The sequence below is a fragment of the Tardiphaga sp. GW821-FHT12E02 genome, from assembly GCF_058807155.1.
The window spans coordinates 2,986,616-3,000,620 of the sequence record NZ_JBXAQK010000001.1 but is presented as its reverse complement, the minus strand read 5'-3'; the positions used below and the strand labels follow the sequence as shown (position 1 = coordinate 3,000,620).

Genomic DNA, 14,005 nt, shown 5'->3' with positions numbered 1-14,005 from the left:
ACTCTGACAGCTTTTGTCACCCTTATGCGCTATATCGCAAGAAAGGGGAATGCGTATGCGCAAAACCGATGGCACGATGAGGCTTTCGGCCTCCGATTTGATGCGGTTCAAGGGGTGTCGCCACGCGACGACACTCGACCTACGGCTGATCGAGGTCGGCGACCTGGCGCCGAGCGAGGACGGTGCCGAAGCCAAGCTGCTGCAGCAGCAGGGTGACGAGCATGAATTCGCCTTTCTGAACCAGCTGAAGGCCGACGGCCGCTCTATCGTCGAGATTCCGAAAAACGGCCTGTCGCTGGAAGAGTCCGTCCGCCTCACGCATCAGGCAATGCTGGGCGGGCCGGACGTGATCTTCCAAGGTGCACTGCTCGATGGTGCGTGGGGCGGCTACAGCGACTTCCTCGAGCGCGTCGAACGACCGTCCGACCTCGGCGCATGGTCCTACGAGGTAGTCGACACCAAGCTGAAGCGCAAGCCCGACCCCAAGCACGTTTTGCAGCTCTGCCTATACAGTGACCTGCTTGCGAAGGTGCAGGGCGTGGCACCCGAGGCGGCGCACTTGCAGCTCGGCGACGGCAGCCGCTTCACCGTGCGGCTGTCGCAGGTGTCGTCCTATGCGCGCCACGCGCGTCGGATGCTTGAGGCGTTCCTTGGGGACAGGCCGGAGACCCGTCCCGAACCCGTATCCGCATGCGCGCTCTGCCGCTGGAGCGTTCGGTGCGAAGAGCGGTGGGAGGCCGAGGACAGCCTCGCACTCGTCGCCGGCATTCGCCGTTCGCAGCGCCAGAAGTTGGAGGCCGCGGGCATCGAAACCATGGCAGGTCTCGCCGCGCGTGCTGATCGTGTCCCGAAGATGGCAGCCGAGACCCAGCGCAAACTGGTAGCGCAGGCGCGGCTGCAGTCGGCGCGCCGCGCCGGCGGGCCGCCGTCGTTCGAGCTGCGCGACGCCGAGCCCGGCAAAGGCTTTGGCCTACTGCCCGCTCCCGATGACGGCGATGTCTTCTACGACATTGAGGGCGATCCCTACTTCCCGGGCGGCTTAGAATACCTTCACGGTATATGGTTCCATGAGAACGGCGCGTGGGAGTTCCGCGCGTTCTGGGCGCACACCCGCGAGGCGGAGGGCCGCGCCGTCGCCGAACTGCTGGCGTTCCTTATCGACCGCATGCGTCGCTTCCCCAATGCACACGTCTACCATTATGCGAACTACGAGATCGCCGCACTCCGCCGGCTGACCGCGCAGCATAGGACCGGCGAAGCGGCGATGGACCAGCTCCAGCGCGAGCGACGCTTCGTCGACCTGTTCAAGGTCGTGTCGGGTGCGATGATCGCGTCAGAGAAAGGCTACTCGATCAAGGACCTAGAGGCCTTTTACATGGAAAAACGGGCGGCTGGCGTCGCTACCGCCGGCGCCAGCGTCGTATTCTACGAGGAGTGGCGTCAGACGCAGGAGCAGCACCTGCTCGACGAGATCCATGACTACAACCGCACCGACTGCGCATCGACCCAGCTGCTGCGCGACTGGTTAGTCCGCGACGTGCGCCCGGCGGCGATGCCGTGGCCGGTGCTCGGCACAGTGCCCGAGCGAGGGACTCTGTCCAATGTGGATACGGAGGACGAGGAAGTAGCGGCGCTGCGCGCGCGGCTGCAGCCGCTCCGCCAGCGTCTCGGAGAGCGGGCTGCGGACCTGCTGCTCGACCTCAGTCAGTTCCACGAGCGCGAGGACAAGCCGACCTGGTGGGCGATCTTCGATCGCCTCGCGCAGGAAAGCGAGGAATTGCTCGACGACCTCGAGTGTATCCAGGGTCTTGAGGCCGTCGGAGAGCCGGTGAAGGTCACCGCCAAGTCGTTCGAGCGGACCTACCGCTTCCCGGCTCAGGAGACGAAGTTGCGCGCAGGCAAGGCGCCGTGCGTGAAGCCGGCGACGATGCCTGAGGACGTCAACCTTCGATCGATCGACCATGAAACGAACACGCTCGTGCTAAGGCGCTCGACGGCGAAGGGTGAGCTCCCGGATCGGCTCGACCTTCTGCCGCCGCAGCCGCTGCGCAACAAGGTCCTAAAGGACGCGGTCGCCGCGGTCACCGAGGAGATCATCGCCAATACAGGCCGCCTCCCCGCCGTAGAACACTTCCTGACGCAGTGTCCGCCGATGTTCGCCGACGGCCTGCGCCCCAACGGTGTCATATCAACCGATGGCGATCTGCCGACGGAGACGAGTCACGCGATTTCGGCGATGGCTGGCACGACGCTCGCCATCCAAGGACCGCCGGGAACGGGTAAGACCTACGTCAGCGCTCTCTCGATCGTGGACCTTGTCCGCGCCGGCAAGCGCATCGCGGTCTCGTCGAACAGCCACAAGGCCATCGGCAACCTGCTCGAGGCGGTGGCCGACCGGGCCCGCGCCGAAGGTATTCCGTGCAGCATCGTTCAGAAGGCGTCCGACGACGGTGAAGATGATGCGCATCCTGGGATTATCTTCGTCAGTGATAACGACGCCCCTGAGATCGATGCGGCGGACGTCGTCGGCGCGACCGCGTGGCACTTCGCTCGCTATACGGACGCGGCTTACGACCACCTGATCGTCGATGAGGCCGGGCAGGTTTCCATCGCCAACATCCTCGCCATGGCGCGCTGCGCTCGCAACATCGTGCTCGTCGGGGATCCCATGCAGTTGCCTCAACCGTTGCAGGGCAGCCACCCCGGCGACAGCGGCCGCTCATGCCTTGAATACCTGATAGATGGTCATCGTGTCGTTCCATCCGATCGTGGCGTGTTCATGCCCGTAAGCCGACGCATGCACCCGCGCGTCTGCGGCTTCATCTCGACTGCGGTCTACGAGGACAGACTCGGGAGCGACGAAGCGGCGGGCGGCCAAACACTGATCTCCCGCACTGGCGCCAATCTAGTCGGAGCCGGGATGCGCGCCGTAGTGCACTTCGGCCGTTCGCAGGTCAGCCCCGAGGAAATTGACGCAATCACCGCGAGAATCGTCGAGGTAGAGGGATCGATCTACTGCGACCGCGAGCGTCGCGAGCACGTCGTCGGTCCTGCCGACATCCTCGTCGTCGCGCCCTACAACGCGCAGGTGAACGCGTTGCGCGCGCGGCTGCCTGACGCCGTCCGTGTCGGCACGGTTGACCGCTTCCAGGGGCAGGAAGCGCCAGTGTGCCTTGTCTCGATGACGACCTCGAGCGGGGAGGAACTGCCGAGGGACATCGCGTTCCTTTTCTCTCTTAACCGTATCAACGTCGCTGTGTCGCGGGCGCAGGTCGCGGCGATGGTCTTCGCCAGCCCGGCGCTCCTTGAGACGCCGTGCCGGACGATCGAGGAGATGGCGTTAGTAAACGCGCTCTGCCTGCTACTCGAATACGGGGGTGACAGCTTCTGACACCCGCGCGTGCGAATGTGCCGTTATCGGAACACGCATGAAACGCAAGAAAATGGCACTCGGGAACAGCGGCCTTTGCCAACATCATCCACGCGGACTCGTAGTTGCTCGCGATCGCCGCGGCCCCATCGACTCGGCGCCCCCCGCTCGCGATTGCAAACTGGTCGGTCTATCAGTTGCTCCGGCTGGTCTTCGCGGGCGAGCGCCTCTTTTTCAGGCGCGGCAGACGATCCGCCTGATGCGGGACAAGGTGCTGTTCTTTGAGACAAATGCACAGTTCCAGACTGGCATGATCGATCGTCTAGCAGCCCAGTTAGGAGAGGAATCATGAACTTTACCCACTACAACCTCGGACACATCGATGGGGGAAGCGTGGTCGTCGTGACCTTGAGCGGAAGTGCCGCAAACGTCCGTTTGATGGATGGCTCGAACTTGAGCAGCTACAAATCGGGACGTCAGCACCGCTATGTCGGGGGTCTCGCCAGGAGTTCTCCTGTCAGACTGCAGGTCCCGCATTCCGGCGCCTGGCACGTCGCGGTGGACATGCAGGGCCTGCGCGGTACTGTAAGATCTGGCGTTCAGGTTGTTAGGCGGGAGGCGCTCCGGCCGCTGCCGACGATCAATGAAGCGCCCCTTCGAAGCGTCCCCACCCTTGTGCGGGAGGCTGACTACGACACTGCTCCTGCGCCCGAATCTCCGGACGGTCGTGTTTTCGATGTATTCATTTCTCACGCCTCGGAAGACAAGGATGATGTGGTGCGGCCGTTGGCGAGAGCGCTACGCGAGGCTGGCCTATCCGTTTGGTACGACGAGTTCGAGCTCCGCATAGGCGACAGCCTCCGACGGAAGATCGATCGAGGTCTAGGCAGCAGCCGCTTCGGCGTCGTCGTCCTATCTCAAGCCTTCTTCGGTAAGGGATGGCCGGAGTACGAGTTGGATGGCCTTGTGACACGGGCGGTGTCGGGCGATCAAATTCTCCTACCCGTCTGGCACAATGTATCGAAGAGCGAGGTCATTGGGTATTCGCCCTCCCTCGCTGACCGGCTCGCGAGAAGCACCAGCACGCACACCGTCGAAGAAATCGCTACCGAAATCGCCGAGGTGGTGTGCCTGCCGAAGGTCGCGTGAAAAGGAATAATTTCGGGAGAATTCGAGATGAAGAAACAGGTCGATGACGAGTGGAATGGCTGGGATGGCGATACGGTCGTCAAGCTTACCGACGGCTCGGTATGGCGTCAGGAAGAATATCACTACGAGTATCACTACTCCTACCGCCCCCAAGTCACACTTGTCGGCAACTTGATGCACGTCGATGGCATGAGTCGCGCTGTTCGTGTTCGTAAGCTAGACTAGAAGATAGCTATGCAGTCGCGCATCGAAGGAACTTGGACGGGTTGGAGCGGGGATACGATCGTCAGGTTGGCGAACGGATCAGTGTGGCGCCAAGACCAGTACTACTATCGTTACCAATACAAGTATCGCCCGCGCGTCATCGTGGATGGTCGGCAGATGCACGTCGAGGGAATGCCGAAGGCCGTTCGGGTGCGACGCATCCGTTGATCAGGTTTCATCCAGAACAAATTGGATAAGGCGAGCCTTACTCCGGCACGCAATTTAGCAAGCGTTCCTTTTACTGTGAGAACTAGCATGATCAGCATTTTCGATCGCGACGCGAATCTCATCGCATGGCTCGACAATAGTGCGTCCCACCTGTTCGACACGGATATGAATTGGCTCGCCTATATCTCTGGTGGCCATTTGTGGTCCGCAGAGACAGGAAATTGGCTCGGGCCGCTGCGAGGCACGACGCTTCTCGATCAAGCTGGTCGCCCTGTCGGATGGCATCCTGGGGATGGCGTGGCTTCTTCGGCGCGACCGGCTCGGCCGGCGCGCGCGGCCCGAGCAGCGCGCCCGGCGAGACCCGCTAGGCCAGCGCGGCCTGCTCGGCCAGCGCGCCCCGCAACACCTGCGGGTGGTTGGTCAGTCATGTCTCACCTTGGCTGGCTCGCGCAATAGACAATTGGTGCAGGCAACCATCTATTCAATGGTCAAGTAGGCGGGGCTATTCACCAATCCCCGTTGATCAGCAACAGTGCAAAGATCGGTTGCACTAACACCGACTGAGAGGGCAGCGCACCGTCCCAGTACTGGACGCTCTGCCCTTTTCGATGCGATTGAGTTCTGTGAGGCAGTCGGGAAGTTAATATGCTGGCGGATCCATTTTTTCGTCGCGATTTCTTTTCTTCACGGAAGCCCCTATTCGACGATGATCCCGTTCGGAAATTGCCGTCAATCTGTGACGCGGCGAGCATTTCACAGTGTCGGACTAATTCCTCTGTCATGAAGAAATCATCGATTGTTTTGCGGATCGATCTTGCCTCGACGCTCACGAACGCTGCATCCACTCCGATTCTGACTTACCCTCTCCCGGCTTCGGCAGTCGAGACGATCGAATGTGCTGCAACGACTTGGAAACCGGCCCGCCTTTAGGAGACCGCCGGTCAAATCATGACAATGATGTTGTCCATTTTCTTGCAACATTGCTGGCGAAATATTGAGTGACAAACATTCAACGTTTGACGGCGTTAGAGAGATCGCAGTCACTGCTAATTTAGGAAGCACTCCCCCTCTTAGCGCTGACGACCGAAAAAGGCCTCTGGCGCGATGCCGCAGGGCCGATTCCACTTGCTCGTTGGTGATCAAACCGATCGAAATCTTGTATCGAGTGAGAGGGCGATCTAGTTCCAGAAAGCTTCCCACGCCATAGACTTTTTCATACTCAATGAATGGTTGTATTCGAGCGACAATGTTTCGATATTCGATTTTCGCCTCGGTGTCTTGCGAGTTCTCGATACTGTCTCCGTAGTATCGGAGAAGTTTAGAGACTGTCTGATAGTCTCCATGCGCCTCGGAATGCTTAATCGCGCGTACGCTGGACCTCGCTGAAGCCATTCGTCTTCTCTCACGCCGCTCGATTTAGATTCTCGAAAATTCTAACGATCTCGTCGATCGGCACGTTTTTGTTCAGCGTCTGCACTGGGACCTTGTAGTTCTCGAACGTGTCGATGATCGCCGATCTGAATTCGTGCAAGACGCGGATGGCGTCCTGTCGGGTCCGTTGGCTTTCCGAAGCATTCCAGAAATCGCAGTAGCTGCGCTCATACGTCACGAAATCGAACAGCATGTTCGTCGGAAAGACGCCCTGTGCGTATTGGGCCGAGACATCCGAGTATTGCATTTCGCGCTTGGCGATCGGAGATCCGTCCGCTCGGGTCGAAATTGAAAGGATCGCGTCCTCGAGCGGAGCATTGGCGTCAGCCGCTTTTTCCATCTGGAAAAAATACCTCCGGTACTCGAACCCGCCCTTGGTTGCGATCCGGACAGGCCCCTGCCCGTTGCAAATCAGATAAAGGGCAGTCAACCGCTGCTGGCCGTCCAGCACGAGTTGCACCGGCGGAGTGCGCTCATCTTTCAATCGCACGCCCTCGAATGCTCGATGACTGATCGGACGCGCTTCCATGAAAGTTGCGGATCCGATGGGAGCCCCCTCTGCCACTGATGCGATCAGCCGATGAATATGCTTGTCCTGCCAGCACCACTTTCGATGAAATTGCGGAACCACCGTCTTCCCGCAATCAATGTCGGCGAGAACGTCCTTGAGAAGCGGAAGCGTCGAATTGTATTTATCTTCAAACGCTGATCGTCTGGGAATGGTCATCTGATTTCCTTGCTACTGTAAAAAGGATCAGGTGGACCTGGAAGGGAGTCAAGCGCTTGGCTCAAAGTCAGCGAGATCAAGGTCGCTGGGCCGAGGCGGAAGTCAGGCCGCCGAATATCGAATTCCCGGAAGATCGACCTTGCTCGGCTAACGCGCGCGATTGGGCTTTTAGGTCTTGGCAATTCGCCGAAACGTTTTACTCAAATCCGCTCGACATGCATCTAGGACGGACCGCGGATCATGCCTCGCGTCCGATCAAGAAGCGCTTCGCGCCGATCACCGTCCATGACAGATGACCGCCACCATAGGTCTCGACCAAGCGGTTCACCGGATGCTGCTCCGCGGCGACGATCGCCTGAATCATCTTTCGGTGGGCCGCCGGAGTTCTGCCTTCGCGGCTGCAGTTGCAGAACTTGCAGGCCATCGCTTTGGTAGCGCTGTCGATCGTGGCCACGTGCTGATTGAGTTGCTTACCCGCACCCGCAACGCCGAGCTCGATGTGCAGGCGCCGCCGCGCGACATCCCTCGGTTCGACATCGAGGACGAAGGTCGGGCCGTCGCAATAGAAGCAAGCGCTTCCCTGCTCCCGCCAGAGACCATAGAGTTTCTTGTTCCGATCCATGTCTTACCTGTCGAAGTCTCGCTGTCTTCCCCCTCGCAAAGCAGCGGAAATGGACCACTTTTAAGCTGTCCTGTATCGGGGACAGCGTTATAGGGGTACCGGGTCAAATTTTCGCGCCGAACTCGTTTTTGACCGCAATGGAATCAATGGCTTAGGAATCGATTGGGGACATTGTTAGGGGGCCTTACCATCCGAGGCTCGAAGATCGGTCCCTCAGCCCGCCATTACCTGCGCGATCCAGGACGCGATCATCAAATCCAGATGCGCGCCGCCGCCGTTCTTGAACAGCGTGATGTCGTCGTCCGACCGGCGCCTGCGCGCGTCGGGGCGCACGAGATCGTAGAGATCGCCCAACACGCTGTTGGCCGTAATGGCGCCCGAAGCGATCGGCGCGATCAGTTCCCCGATGTGGAGCGCAGTCACGCGGCTGTCCACGAACACGGCCGCCTTGCTCATCAGCGCATCATCGGCCTCGCGCATGTCGGCTTTGAAAGCGCCGATCAGATCGACATGGGTGCCAGGCCGAACCCACGCGCCCGGGATCACCGGCTGTCGTGCCATCGTGGCGGAGCTGACGATATCCGCCTCCCCGAGCGCAGCCTGCAGATCGGCGACCGCCGCGACATCAATGCCGCGCTCACTGAACCGCGCGACCAATTGCTGTGCCTGTTCCGGCCTGCGCGACCACACCGAGATGCGCTCAATCCCCGGCAGTGCAGCCGCATAGGCTTTGACGAGACTGGTCGCCACCGTCCCCGCGCCGACGATCAACAGATGCCTGCTGTCGGGACGCGCCAGAAGGCTGGCACCCAGCACCGAATCCGCAGCGGTCTTGAATTCCGTGACCAGGGCGCTGTCAACGACGGCCTGGACGCTGCCGGTGTCCTTGTCAAAAACCAGCATGGCGCCCTGCACGGTGGGGATGCCGCGCGCCGCATTGGCGTCAAGCACCGTAAAAGTCTTGGCGCCATATCCCAGCCCTTCGATGTAAGCCGAGCGGCTCATCATCGTGCCGGTGGGCGGGCCGAGAAAGACGTCCTTGATCTCCGCCACGGGCAAGTGATGGCCTTCACGCAACGCGCTCACAGCGCCGGGCCAGTCCAGTCGCCCGATCGTCGCGTCATGGCTGAGGAACGGCGGCACGGGGAGTTTGCTGGTCATGAAGTAAGAACGCTGTCCAAGGTTCGGGGGTCATCTTTGCGCCATCTGCAGATGATCGGTGGCTGCGACATATCTCGTATCAATCCACTTCATGGAAACAATGGATGATCTGTGCTTTGAGTCTGCGGGATGATCAGCGTGACATCGCGTCAACGCGTGAATTTCTCCACCTGGGATACTGCGAGGATACGCATGCATCGTTTCCGGCACATGCTGCCGCTCCTTATGAGCCTGCTCGCGATCGCCTGTCCATCGCCCACATTTGCCATCAGCGCCGACGCCGCCTGCACGCAGAGTAACGATGCGGATGCCAAAATGAAAGCATGCACGGACCTCCTGCAGAGTGGCCGGCGACTTTCGGCGCCTGACAAAGCCAAATATCTCGCTTATCGCGGCTGGGCTCACACGCAGAAACAAGATTATCAGGCAGCCTTGGCCGATCTGGATTTGTCGATTGCGCTGGACGATCGCCAGTTCGGCTCGCACGGATCGCGTGCGGGCGTGCATCGGGTTCTCGGCGCCCTCGACCTTGCGATCAGGGACGCCGATGCCTGTATCAGGCTTGCACCACGTTTCGCACCAGCCCGGACCCTGCGCGGCGATATCCTGCGCGACAAGGGAGACACCGAAGGCGCGTTGAAGGAATACGACACTGCGTTGAAACTCGATCCAACCGAGCTGAGCGCATTCACGGGCCGCGCGATCACGTACCGCATTCTGGGACGCGCGAAGGAAGCCCAGGCCGAGTTGATGCGTGCGCTCGCGCTCGACAACCGCGTCGCTGAAATCTACGTCGCGCAGGGCCAGCTCGCCGAAAGCAACCATGACCTTGCCAAGGCCCGCGAGGCCTATACGCGTGCACTCGAACAGCCGAAGACAATCCGCTTCACCAACAAGGCCGGGAGCCCCATCATCGATGCAGCAAGGCAGCAGAAAATCGCGGCTGCCCGTCTTGCGGTATTGAACAGCGAGCCGCAGGACATCGCGTCGTCCGCCGCTTCTTCGGCGCCAATGCAAAAGATCGCATTGGTGATCGGCAACGGCGCCTATGGCACCGCCAGCAAGCTGCCTAATCCGCCAAGGGATGCAAAGCTGATCGCGCAGGAACTGCGCAGCATCGGCTTCGATACGACCGAAGGAATCGACATGACCAGCGACGCGATGCGCCGCGCGGTGAAGGAGTTTCTGGCAAAAGCCCCCCGCGCGAAGGTCACGTTGATCTTCTTTGCCGGGCACGGCATGCAGATCGACGGCAGGAATTATCTCGTGCCGATCGACGCACAGTTGACCAGTGACAAGACACTCCCCGACGAAATGATTGATCTCGATTTCATCATGGCTGGCCTGGACGACAAGCTGCGGACTAATGTGATCGTGCTCGACGCCTGCCGCGACAATCCATTCGCGTCCAGAACACCCGGCGACTCCGTTGCCAGCCGATCGATCGTGATCCGCTCCGGACTCGCACCGCAAGCCGGGCTAAGCAGCGGCGGAACCCTGGGGGCCGGAACGCTGATCGCATTTGCAACGGCACCGGGACAGGTCGCTTTCGACGGCGACGGCGCCAGCAGCCCCTTCACGACCGCGCTGGCACGCCACATCGTGACGCCCGGTCTGGAACTGCAGCAGATGCTGACACGGGTGCGATCCGAAGTCGTCGCCTCGACCAGAGGCAAGCAGGTGCCGTGGTCGAATTCGTCGTTGCTGGGAGAGGTCTACCTGGCCGCGGCCCCGTGAGGCGCATCGACCCACCGCCCTGCCGCACCGGGATTCAACGAGACGGGATGGGCCGATGCGGCCTTGGGCCCGGCGGGCCGGCGCTGGCGTCCAGTTCGGACCGCGCGCGCGTCAAGCGCCTCGATGAGACGCTGGGCGATCAATGGCTCGAGAGTCAGGCGGGGGTCGTCCCGGAGGGCCTGAGCGCGATCGGCGCCCAAGACAGGCGGCCGTCGTCATAGGTCTCGACCAGGCGATTGACCGGATGACGGTCGGTGGCGACGATGGCCTGGATCGTGTTGCGATGGGCTCCGGGGCTTTTGCCCTCCCGGCTGCAATTGCAGAATTTGCAGGCCATCGCCTTGGCTGCGCTGTCGATGGTGGCGACATGCTGATTGAGGTGCTTGCCAGCGCCTGCGACGCCCGTTTCGATGCGCAGACGACGGCGCGCGGCATCCTTGGTTTCGCGATCGGGAACGAAAGTGGGGCCGTCGCAATAGAAGCAGGCGCCGCCCTGCTCGCGCCAAAGGCCGTAAAGTTTGTCGGTCCGATCCATGTCCTGCTCGTAGACTAGCTCCGACGTCTCCACCAGAGGCGCCGCTGGTGAGCTTTATCACAATCTGCACGCGGGAGTCGTCGGGGCACCGGGCGAAATCGCCTGCGTTTCACGGCAGGTTGCCGGTAAACGGGTGGTTCCGGCCCCACAGCCGGCCAATGGTCGTCCCGCAACCCAGGACACGCCATGACCGCCTCGCCTGCCGACCACCTGCCCGCCACCTTCAACCGTCTCGCCTGGTCCAACCTGGCTGCGCAATCGGCCGAGCAGATCGCGCTCGCAGCGGCGCCCATCGTGGCGGTGCTGCTGCTCGGTGTCGGCGAAGGCCAGACCGGATTGCTGCAGACCGCGCTGACGCTCCCGTTCGTTTTGTTCGCCATCCCGGCCGGGCTGCTGGCTGACCGGATGTCGCGGCGGGCATTGATGGCAGGCGCCGAAGCGCTGCGCGCCTTGTCGTTGCTGCTGACCCTCGCACTGATCTGGTGGGGCATGCTGACCCTGCCCCTGCTCGCCCTGCTCGGTTTTGTCGCCGTATGCGGCACGGTGGCCTACAGCGTTGCGGCGCCGTCACTGGTGCCTTCCCTGGTCGCGTCGAACCAACTGGGCGCCGCCAATGCGCGGATCGAACTGGCGCGCACGGTGGCCTTTGCAGGCGGTCCGGCCATCGGCGGTGCGCTGGTGGGACTGGTCGGCGCGGCACCGGCCTTTGGCGCGGCTGCTGCGCTCTCCATCATTGCGGTCGTCTGTCTCGCCGGTCTCTCCGAGCCCGCACGTGTCAGCGTGCAGCGACGCAAGCCGATGCAGGATATCGCGGAAGGCCTGTCCTTCGTCGCACGGCATCCCTATCTGCGGCCGGTCTTTGTCACCCAGTTCATCTTCGGCGCGGCGGCCTTCATGATCCTCGCGATCTTCGTGCCCTATGCCGTGCGCCATCTCGGCCTCAGCGCCGCCGGCATCGGCATCACGCTGGCCATGTATGGCGCCGGGATGGTGGTCGGCGCGCTGGCGGCGACGCGGGTGATGCAGCGGCTGCCATTCGGCACGGTGATCGCGCTTGGCCCCGTCACCGGCTTCGTCGCGTCCCTCGTGATGGCGCTCACGATCTGGTGGCCCTATCCGGTACTGGCCGGACTGAGCTTCTTCCTGCTCGGCGTCGGCCCGATCCTCTGGGTCATCTCCACGGCGACACTCCGGCAATCGGTAACGCCACCGAGCCTGCTCGGGCGGGTTTCGGCCATCAACATCCTGAGCTATGGCGCGCGACCGATCGGCACCGGCATCGCCGCCGTAATCGGCGGCCTGTATCATGCGGAGGCCTGCCTCTATCTCGCCGTCGCGGGCTTTGCCTGGCAGGCGCTGGTGATCCTGAACTCGCCGGCCGTGGCATTTACGCGGCAGCCGGACATGGTCGGTGATGAGGACGGATGTGCATCGACACAAGCTTGACCACCTTTGTGTAGTTCACCCGCCTTCGCTGATGCACTCTCCGCATTGCAGCACGTTTGGTTAGTGTAGTTCGTCCGCGTCCTAGCGTCGCAGCGAAGCGATGGTTCTTGCCAAAGTACCGGGCAAGCCGTTGTCTTGCCCTCAATCAACAAGGTCAGTCCGCAAAGGACGACCACTCGGGGAGAACACAATGACCGATACCAAGGACAGGACTCCGTCCAGGCGCCGCTTTCTGAAGGTCGCCACGGCCGGCGCTGCCGCAACTGTTGCGGCACCGGCTCTCGCGCAAAGCACCGGGCCGATCAATATGCGCTGGCAGAGCACATGGCCAGCCAAGGACATCTTCCACGAATACGCGCAGGACTACGCCAAGAAGGTCAATGACATGACCGGCGGCGACCTCAAGATCGAGGTGCTGCCGGCGGGCGCCGTGGTGCCGGCCTTCGGGCTGCTCGATGCGGTGTCGAAGGGCACGCTCGATGGCGGCCATGGCGTGATGGTCTATCACTATGGCAAGCAGACCGCGCTGGCGCTGTGGGGCTCGGGCCCGGCCTATGCCATGGATGCGAACATGCTGCTGGCCTGGCACAAGTTCGGCGGCGGCAAGGAGCTGCTGGCAAAACTCTATGCGTCCATCAATGCCAATGTCGTATCATTGCCCTATGGGCCGATGCCGACACAGCCACTCGGCTGGTTCAAGAAGCCGGTGCAGAAGGCCGATGATCTCAAGGGCGTGAAATTCCGCACCGTCGGCATTTCCATCGACGTGTTCACCGGCCTCGGCGCCGCCGTGAATGCGCTGCCCGGCGGCGAAATCGTCTCGGCGATGGATCGCGGCCTGCTCGACGCTGCCGAATTCAACAATGCCTCGTCGGACCGCATTCTCGGTTTCGCCGACGTCTCAAAGATCTGCATGCTGCAGAGCTATCACCAGAATGCCGAACAGTTCGAGATCCTGTTCAACAAGACCAAATACGACGCCCTGCCCGAGAAGCTGCGCGCCATCATCGCGGGGGCTGCGGAAGCGGCCGGCCAGGAAATGTCGTGGAAGGCCATCGACCGCTATTCGCAGGACTATGCGGACCTGCAGGCCAAGGACAAGGTGAAGTTCTACAAGACACCGGACTCCGTGCTGCAGAAGCAGCTCGACGTCTATGACGAGGTGGTCGCCAAGAAGTCGGCGGAGAACCCGCTGTTCAAGGAGATCGTGGAATCGCAGATGGCCTTCGCCAAGCGCGCCACCCAGTGGGAGCAGGACACGGTGGTCAATCGCCGCATGGCCTATAACCACTACTTCGGACCGAACGCGAAGAAGAAGACCTGACAGCTGACGCCGCACGTGCCCCGCATCATCCGGGACCATCCTCCCGGATGATGCTTTGCTGTTGCCTGCAC

General features: G+C 61.7%; 12 protein-coding genes. 8 read left to right on the top strand and 4 right to left on the bottom strand.

The features are described 5' to 3' along the window. Window positions 1–49: 49 nt before the first annotated feature. The 5 genes from AC1RQ5_RS14035 to AC1RQ5_RS14015 all read left to right on the top strand — a co-directional run bounded on the left by AC1RQ5_RS14035 (window position 50) and on the right by AC1RQ5_RS14015 (window position 5,407). Window positions 50–3,391 (top strand): TM0106 family RecB-like putative nuclease, encoded by a 3,342-nt coding sequence (locus AC1RQ5_RS14035; protein WP_493199694.1) that lies wholly within the window; start codon window positions 50–52, stop codon window positions 3,389–3,391. A 37-nt stretch (window positions 3,392–3,428) separates the two neighbouring features. Then, on the top strand, window positions 3,429–3,722 hold the full coding sequence (locus AC1RQ5_RS14030) for a hypothetical protein (RefSeq protein ID WP_493199692.1): 294 nt from the start codon (window positions 3,429–3,431) through the stop codon (window positions 3,720–3,722). Further along, window positions 3,719–4,519 (top strand): DUF1883 domain-containing protein, encoded by an 801-nt coding sequence (locus tag AC1RQ5_RS14025; RefSeq protein ID WP_493199690.1) that lies wholly within the window; start codon window positions 3,719–3,721, stop codon window positions 4,517–4,519. Before AC1RQ5_RS14030 ends, AC1RQ5_RS14025 begins: the two co-directional genes overlap by 4 nt. 27 nt (window positions 4,520–4,546) lie before the next feature. After that, window positions 4,547–4,744 carry a hypothetical protein gene (locus tag AC1RQ5_RS14020; RefSeq protein WP_493199688.1) on the top strand — a complete coding sequence of 66 codons (198 nt, stop codon included), beginning with the start codon at window positions 4,547–4,549 and terminating at the stop codon, window positions 4,742–4,744. A 294-nt stretch (window positions 4,745–5,038) separates the two neighbouring features. Then, the gene (locus tag AC1RQ5_RS14015) at window positions 5,039–5,407 is read left to right on the top strand and encodes a 4-fold beta flower protein (RefSeq protein WP_493199687.1); all 369 of its coding nucleotides are present in this window, start codon (window positions 5,039–5,041) and stop codon (window positions 5,405–5,407) included. A gap of 946 nt (window positions 5,408–6,353) precedes the next feature. On the opposite strand, the gene AC1RQ5_RS14010 is transcribed toward AC1RQ5_RS14015, so the two are convergent. From AC1RQ5_RS14010 to AC1RQ5_RS14000, 3 genes are all read right to left on the bottom strand, one after another. After that, the gene (locus AC1RQ5_RS14010) at window positions 6,354–7,109 is read right to left on the bottom strand and encodes a DUF262 domain-containing protein (protein WP_493199686.1); all 756 of its coding nucleotides are present in this window, start codon (window positions 7,107–7,109) and stop codon (window positions 6,354–6,356) included. A gap of 238 nt (window positions 7,110–7,347) precedes the next feature. Beyond that, window positions 7,348–7,731, bottom strand: a complete 384-nt coding sequence (locus AC1RQ5_RS14005) for a hypothetical protein (protein WP_493199684.1) — start codon at window positions 7,729–7,731, stop codon at window positions 7,348–7,350. 213 nt (window positions 7,732–7,944) lie between these two features. After that, window positions 7,945–8,874: an ornithine cyclodeaminase family protein gene (locus AC1RQ5_RS14000; protein ID WP_493199682.1), complete on the bottom strand. Its 930-nt coding sequence runs from the start codon at window positions 8,872–8,874 to the stop codon at window positions 7,945–7,947. Between the two features lie 243 nt (window positions 8,875–9,117). Here AC1RQ5_RS14000 and AC1RQ5_RS13995 point away from each other — a divergent pair, with 243 nt between their 5' ends. Continuing rightward, window positions 9,118–10,629 (top strand): caspase family protein, encoded by a 1,512-nt coding sequence (locus AC1RQ5_RS13995; protein WP_493199680.1) that lies wholly within the window; start codon window positions 9,118–9,120, stop codon window positions 10,627–10,629. A gap of 154 nt (window positions 10,630–10,783) precedes the next feature. Here the strand turns inward: AC1RQ5_RS13995 and AC1RQ5_RS13990 are convergent, their stop codons facing one another. Then, window positions 10,784–11,164 carry a hypothetical protein gene (locus AC1RQ5_RS13990; protein ID WP_398475303.1) on the bottom strand — a complete coding sequence of 127 codons (381 nt, stop codon included), beginning with the start codon at window positions 11,162–11,164 and terminating at the stop codon, window positions 10,784–10,786. A gap of 186 nt (window positions 11,165–11,350) precedes the next feature. On the opposite strand from AC1RQ5_RS13990, the gene AC1RQ5_RS13985 reads away from it, so the two are divergent. Both AC1RQ5_RS13985 and AC1RQ5_RS13980 read left to right on the top strand, forming a co-directional pair. Continuing rightward, on the top strand, window positions 11,351–12,610 hold the full coding sequence (locus AC1RQ5_RS13985; RefSeq protein ID WP_493199678.1) for an MFS transporter: 1,260 nt from the start codon (window positions 11,351–11,353) through the stop codon (window positions 12,608–12,610). A 190-nt stretch (window positions 12,611–12,800) separates the two neighbouring features. Beyond that, window positions 12,801–13,934, top strand: a complete 1,134-nt coding sequence (locus tag AC1RQ5_RS13980) for a TRAP transporter substrate-binding protein (RefSeq protein ID WP_493199676.1) — start codon at window positions 12,801–12,803, stop codon at window positions 13,932–13,934. Window positions 13,935–14,005: the final 71 nt, after the last annotated feature.

Bases quoted from the DNA above. Each gene is read 5' to 3' on its own strand.
- AC1RQ5_RS14035 (WP_493199694.1), top strand. From the start codon at position 50: ATGCGTATGCGCAAAACCGATGGCACGATGAGGCTTTCGGCCTCCGAT.
- AC1RQ5_RS14030 (WP_493199692.1), top strand. From the start codon at position 3,429: ATGAAACGCAAGAAAATGGCACTCGGGAACAGCGGCCTTTGCCAACAT.
- AC1RQ5_RS14025 (WP_493199690.1), top strand. From the start codon at position 3,719: ATGAACTTTACCCACTACAACCTCGGACACATCGATGGGGGAAGCGTG.
- AC1RQ5_RS14020 (WP_493199688.1), top strand. From the start codon at position 4,547: ATGAAGAAACAGGTCGATGACGAGTGGAATGGCTGGGATGGCGATACG.
- AC1RQ5_RS14015 (WP_493199687.1), top strand. From the start codon at position 5,039: ATGATCAGCATTTTCGATCGCGACGCGAATCTCATCGCATGGCTCGAC.
- AC1RQ5_RS14010 (WP_493199686.1), bottom strand. From the start codon at position 7,109: ATGACCATTCCCAGACGATCAGCGTTTGAAGATAAATACAATTCGACG.
- AC1RQ5_RS14005 (WP_493199684.1), bottom strand. From the start codon at position 7,731: ATGGATCGGAACAAGAAACTCTATGGTCTCTGGCGGGAGCAGGGAAGC.
- AC1RQ5_RS13995 (WP_493199680.1), top strand. From the start codon at position 9,118: ATGAGCCTGCTCGCGATCGCCTGTCCATCGCCCACATTTGCCATCAGC.
- AC1RQ5_RS13990 (WP_398475303.1), bottom strand. From the start codon at position 11,164: ATGGATCGGACCGACAAACTTTACGGCCTTTGGCGCGAGCAGGGCGGC.
- AC1RQ5_RS13985 (WP_493199678.1), top strand. From the start codon at position 11,351: ATGACCGCCTCGCCTGCCGACCACCTGCCCGCCACCTTCAACCGTCTC.
- AC1RQ5_RS13980 (WP_493199676.1), top strand. From the start codon at position 12,801: ATGACCGATACCAAGGACAGGACTCCGTCCAGGCGCCGCTTTCTGAAG.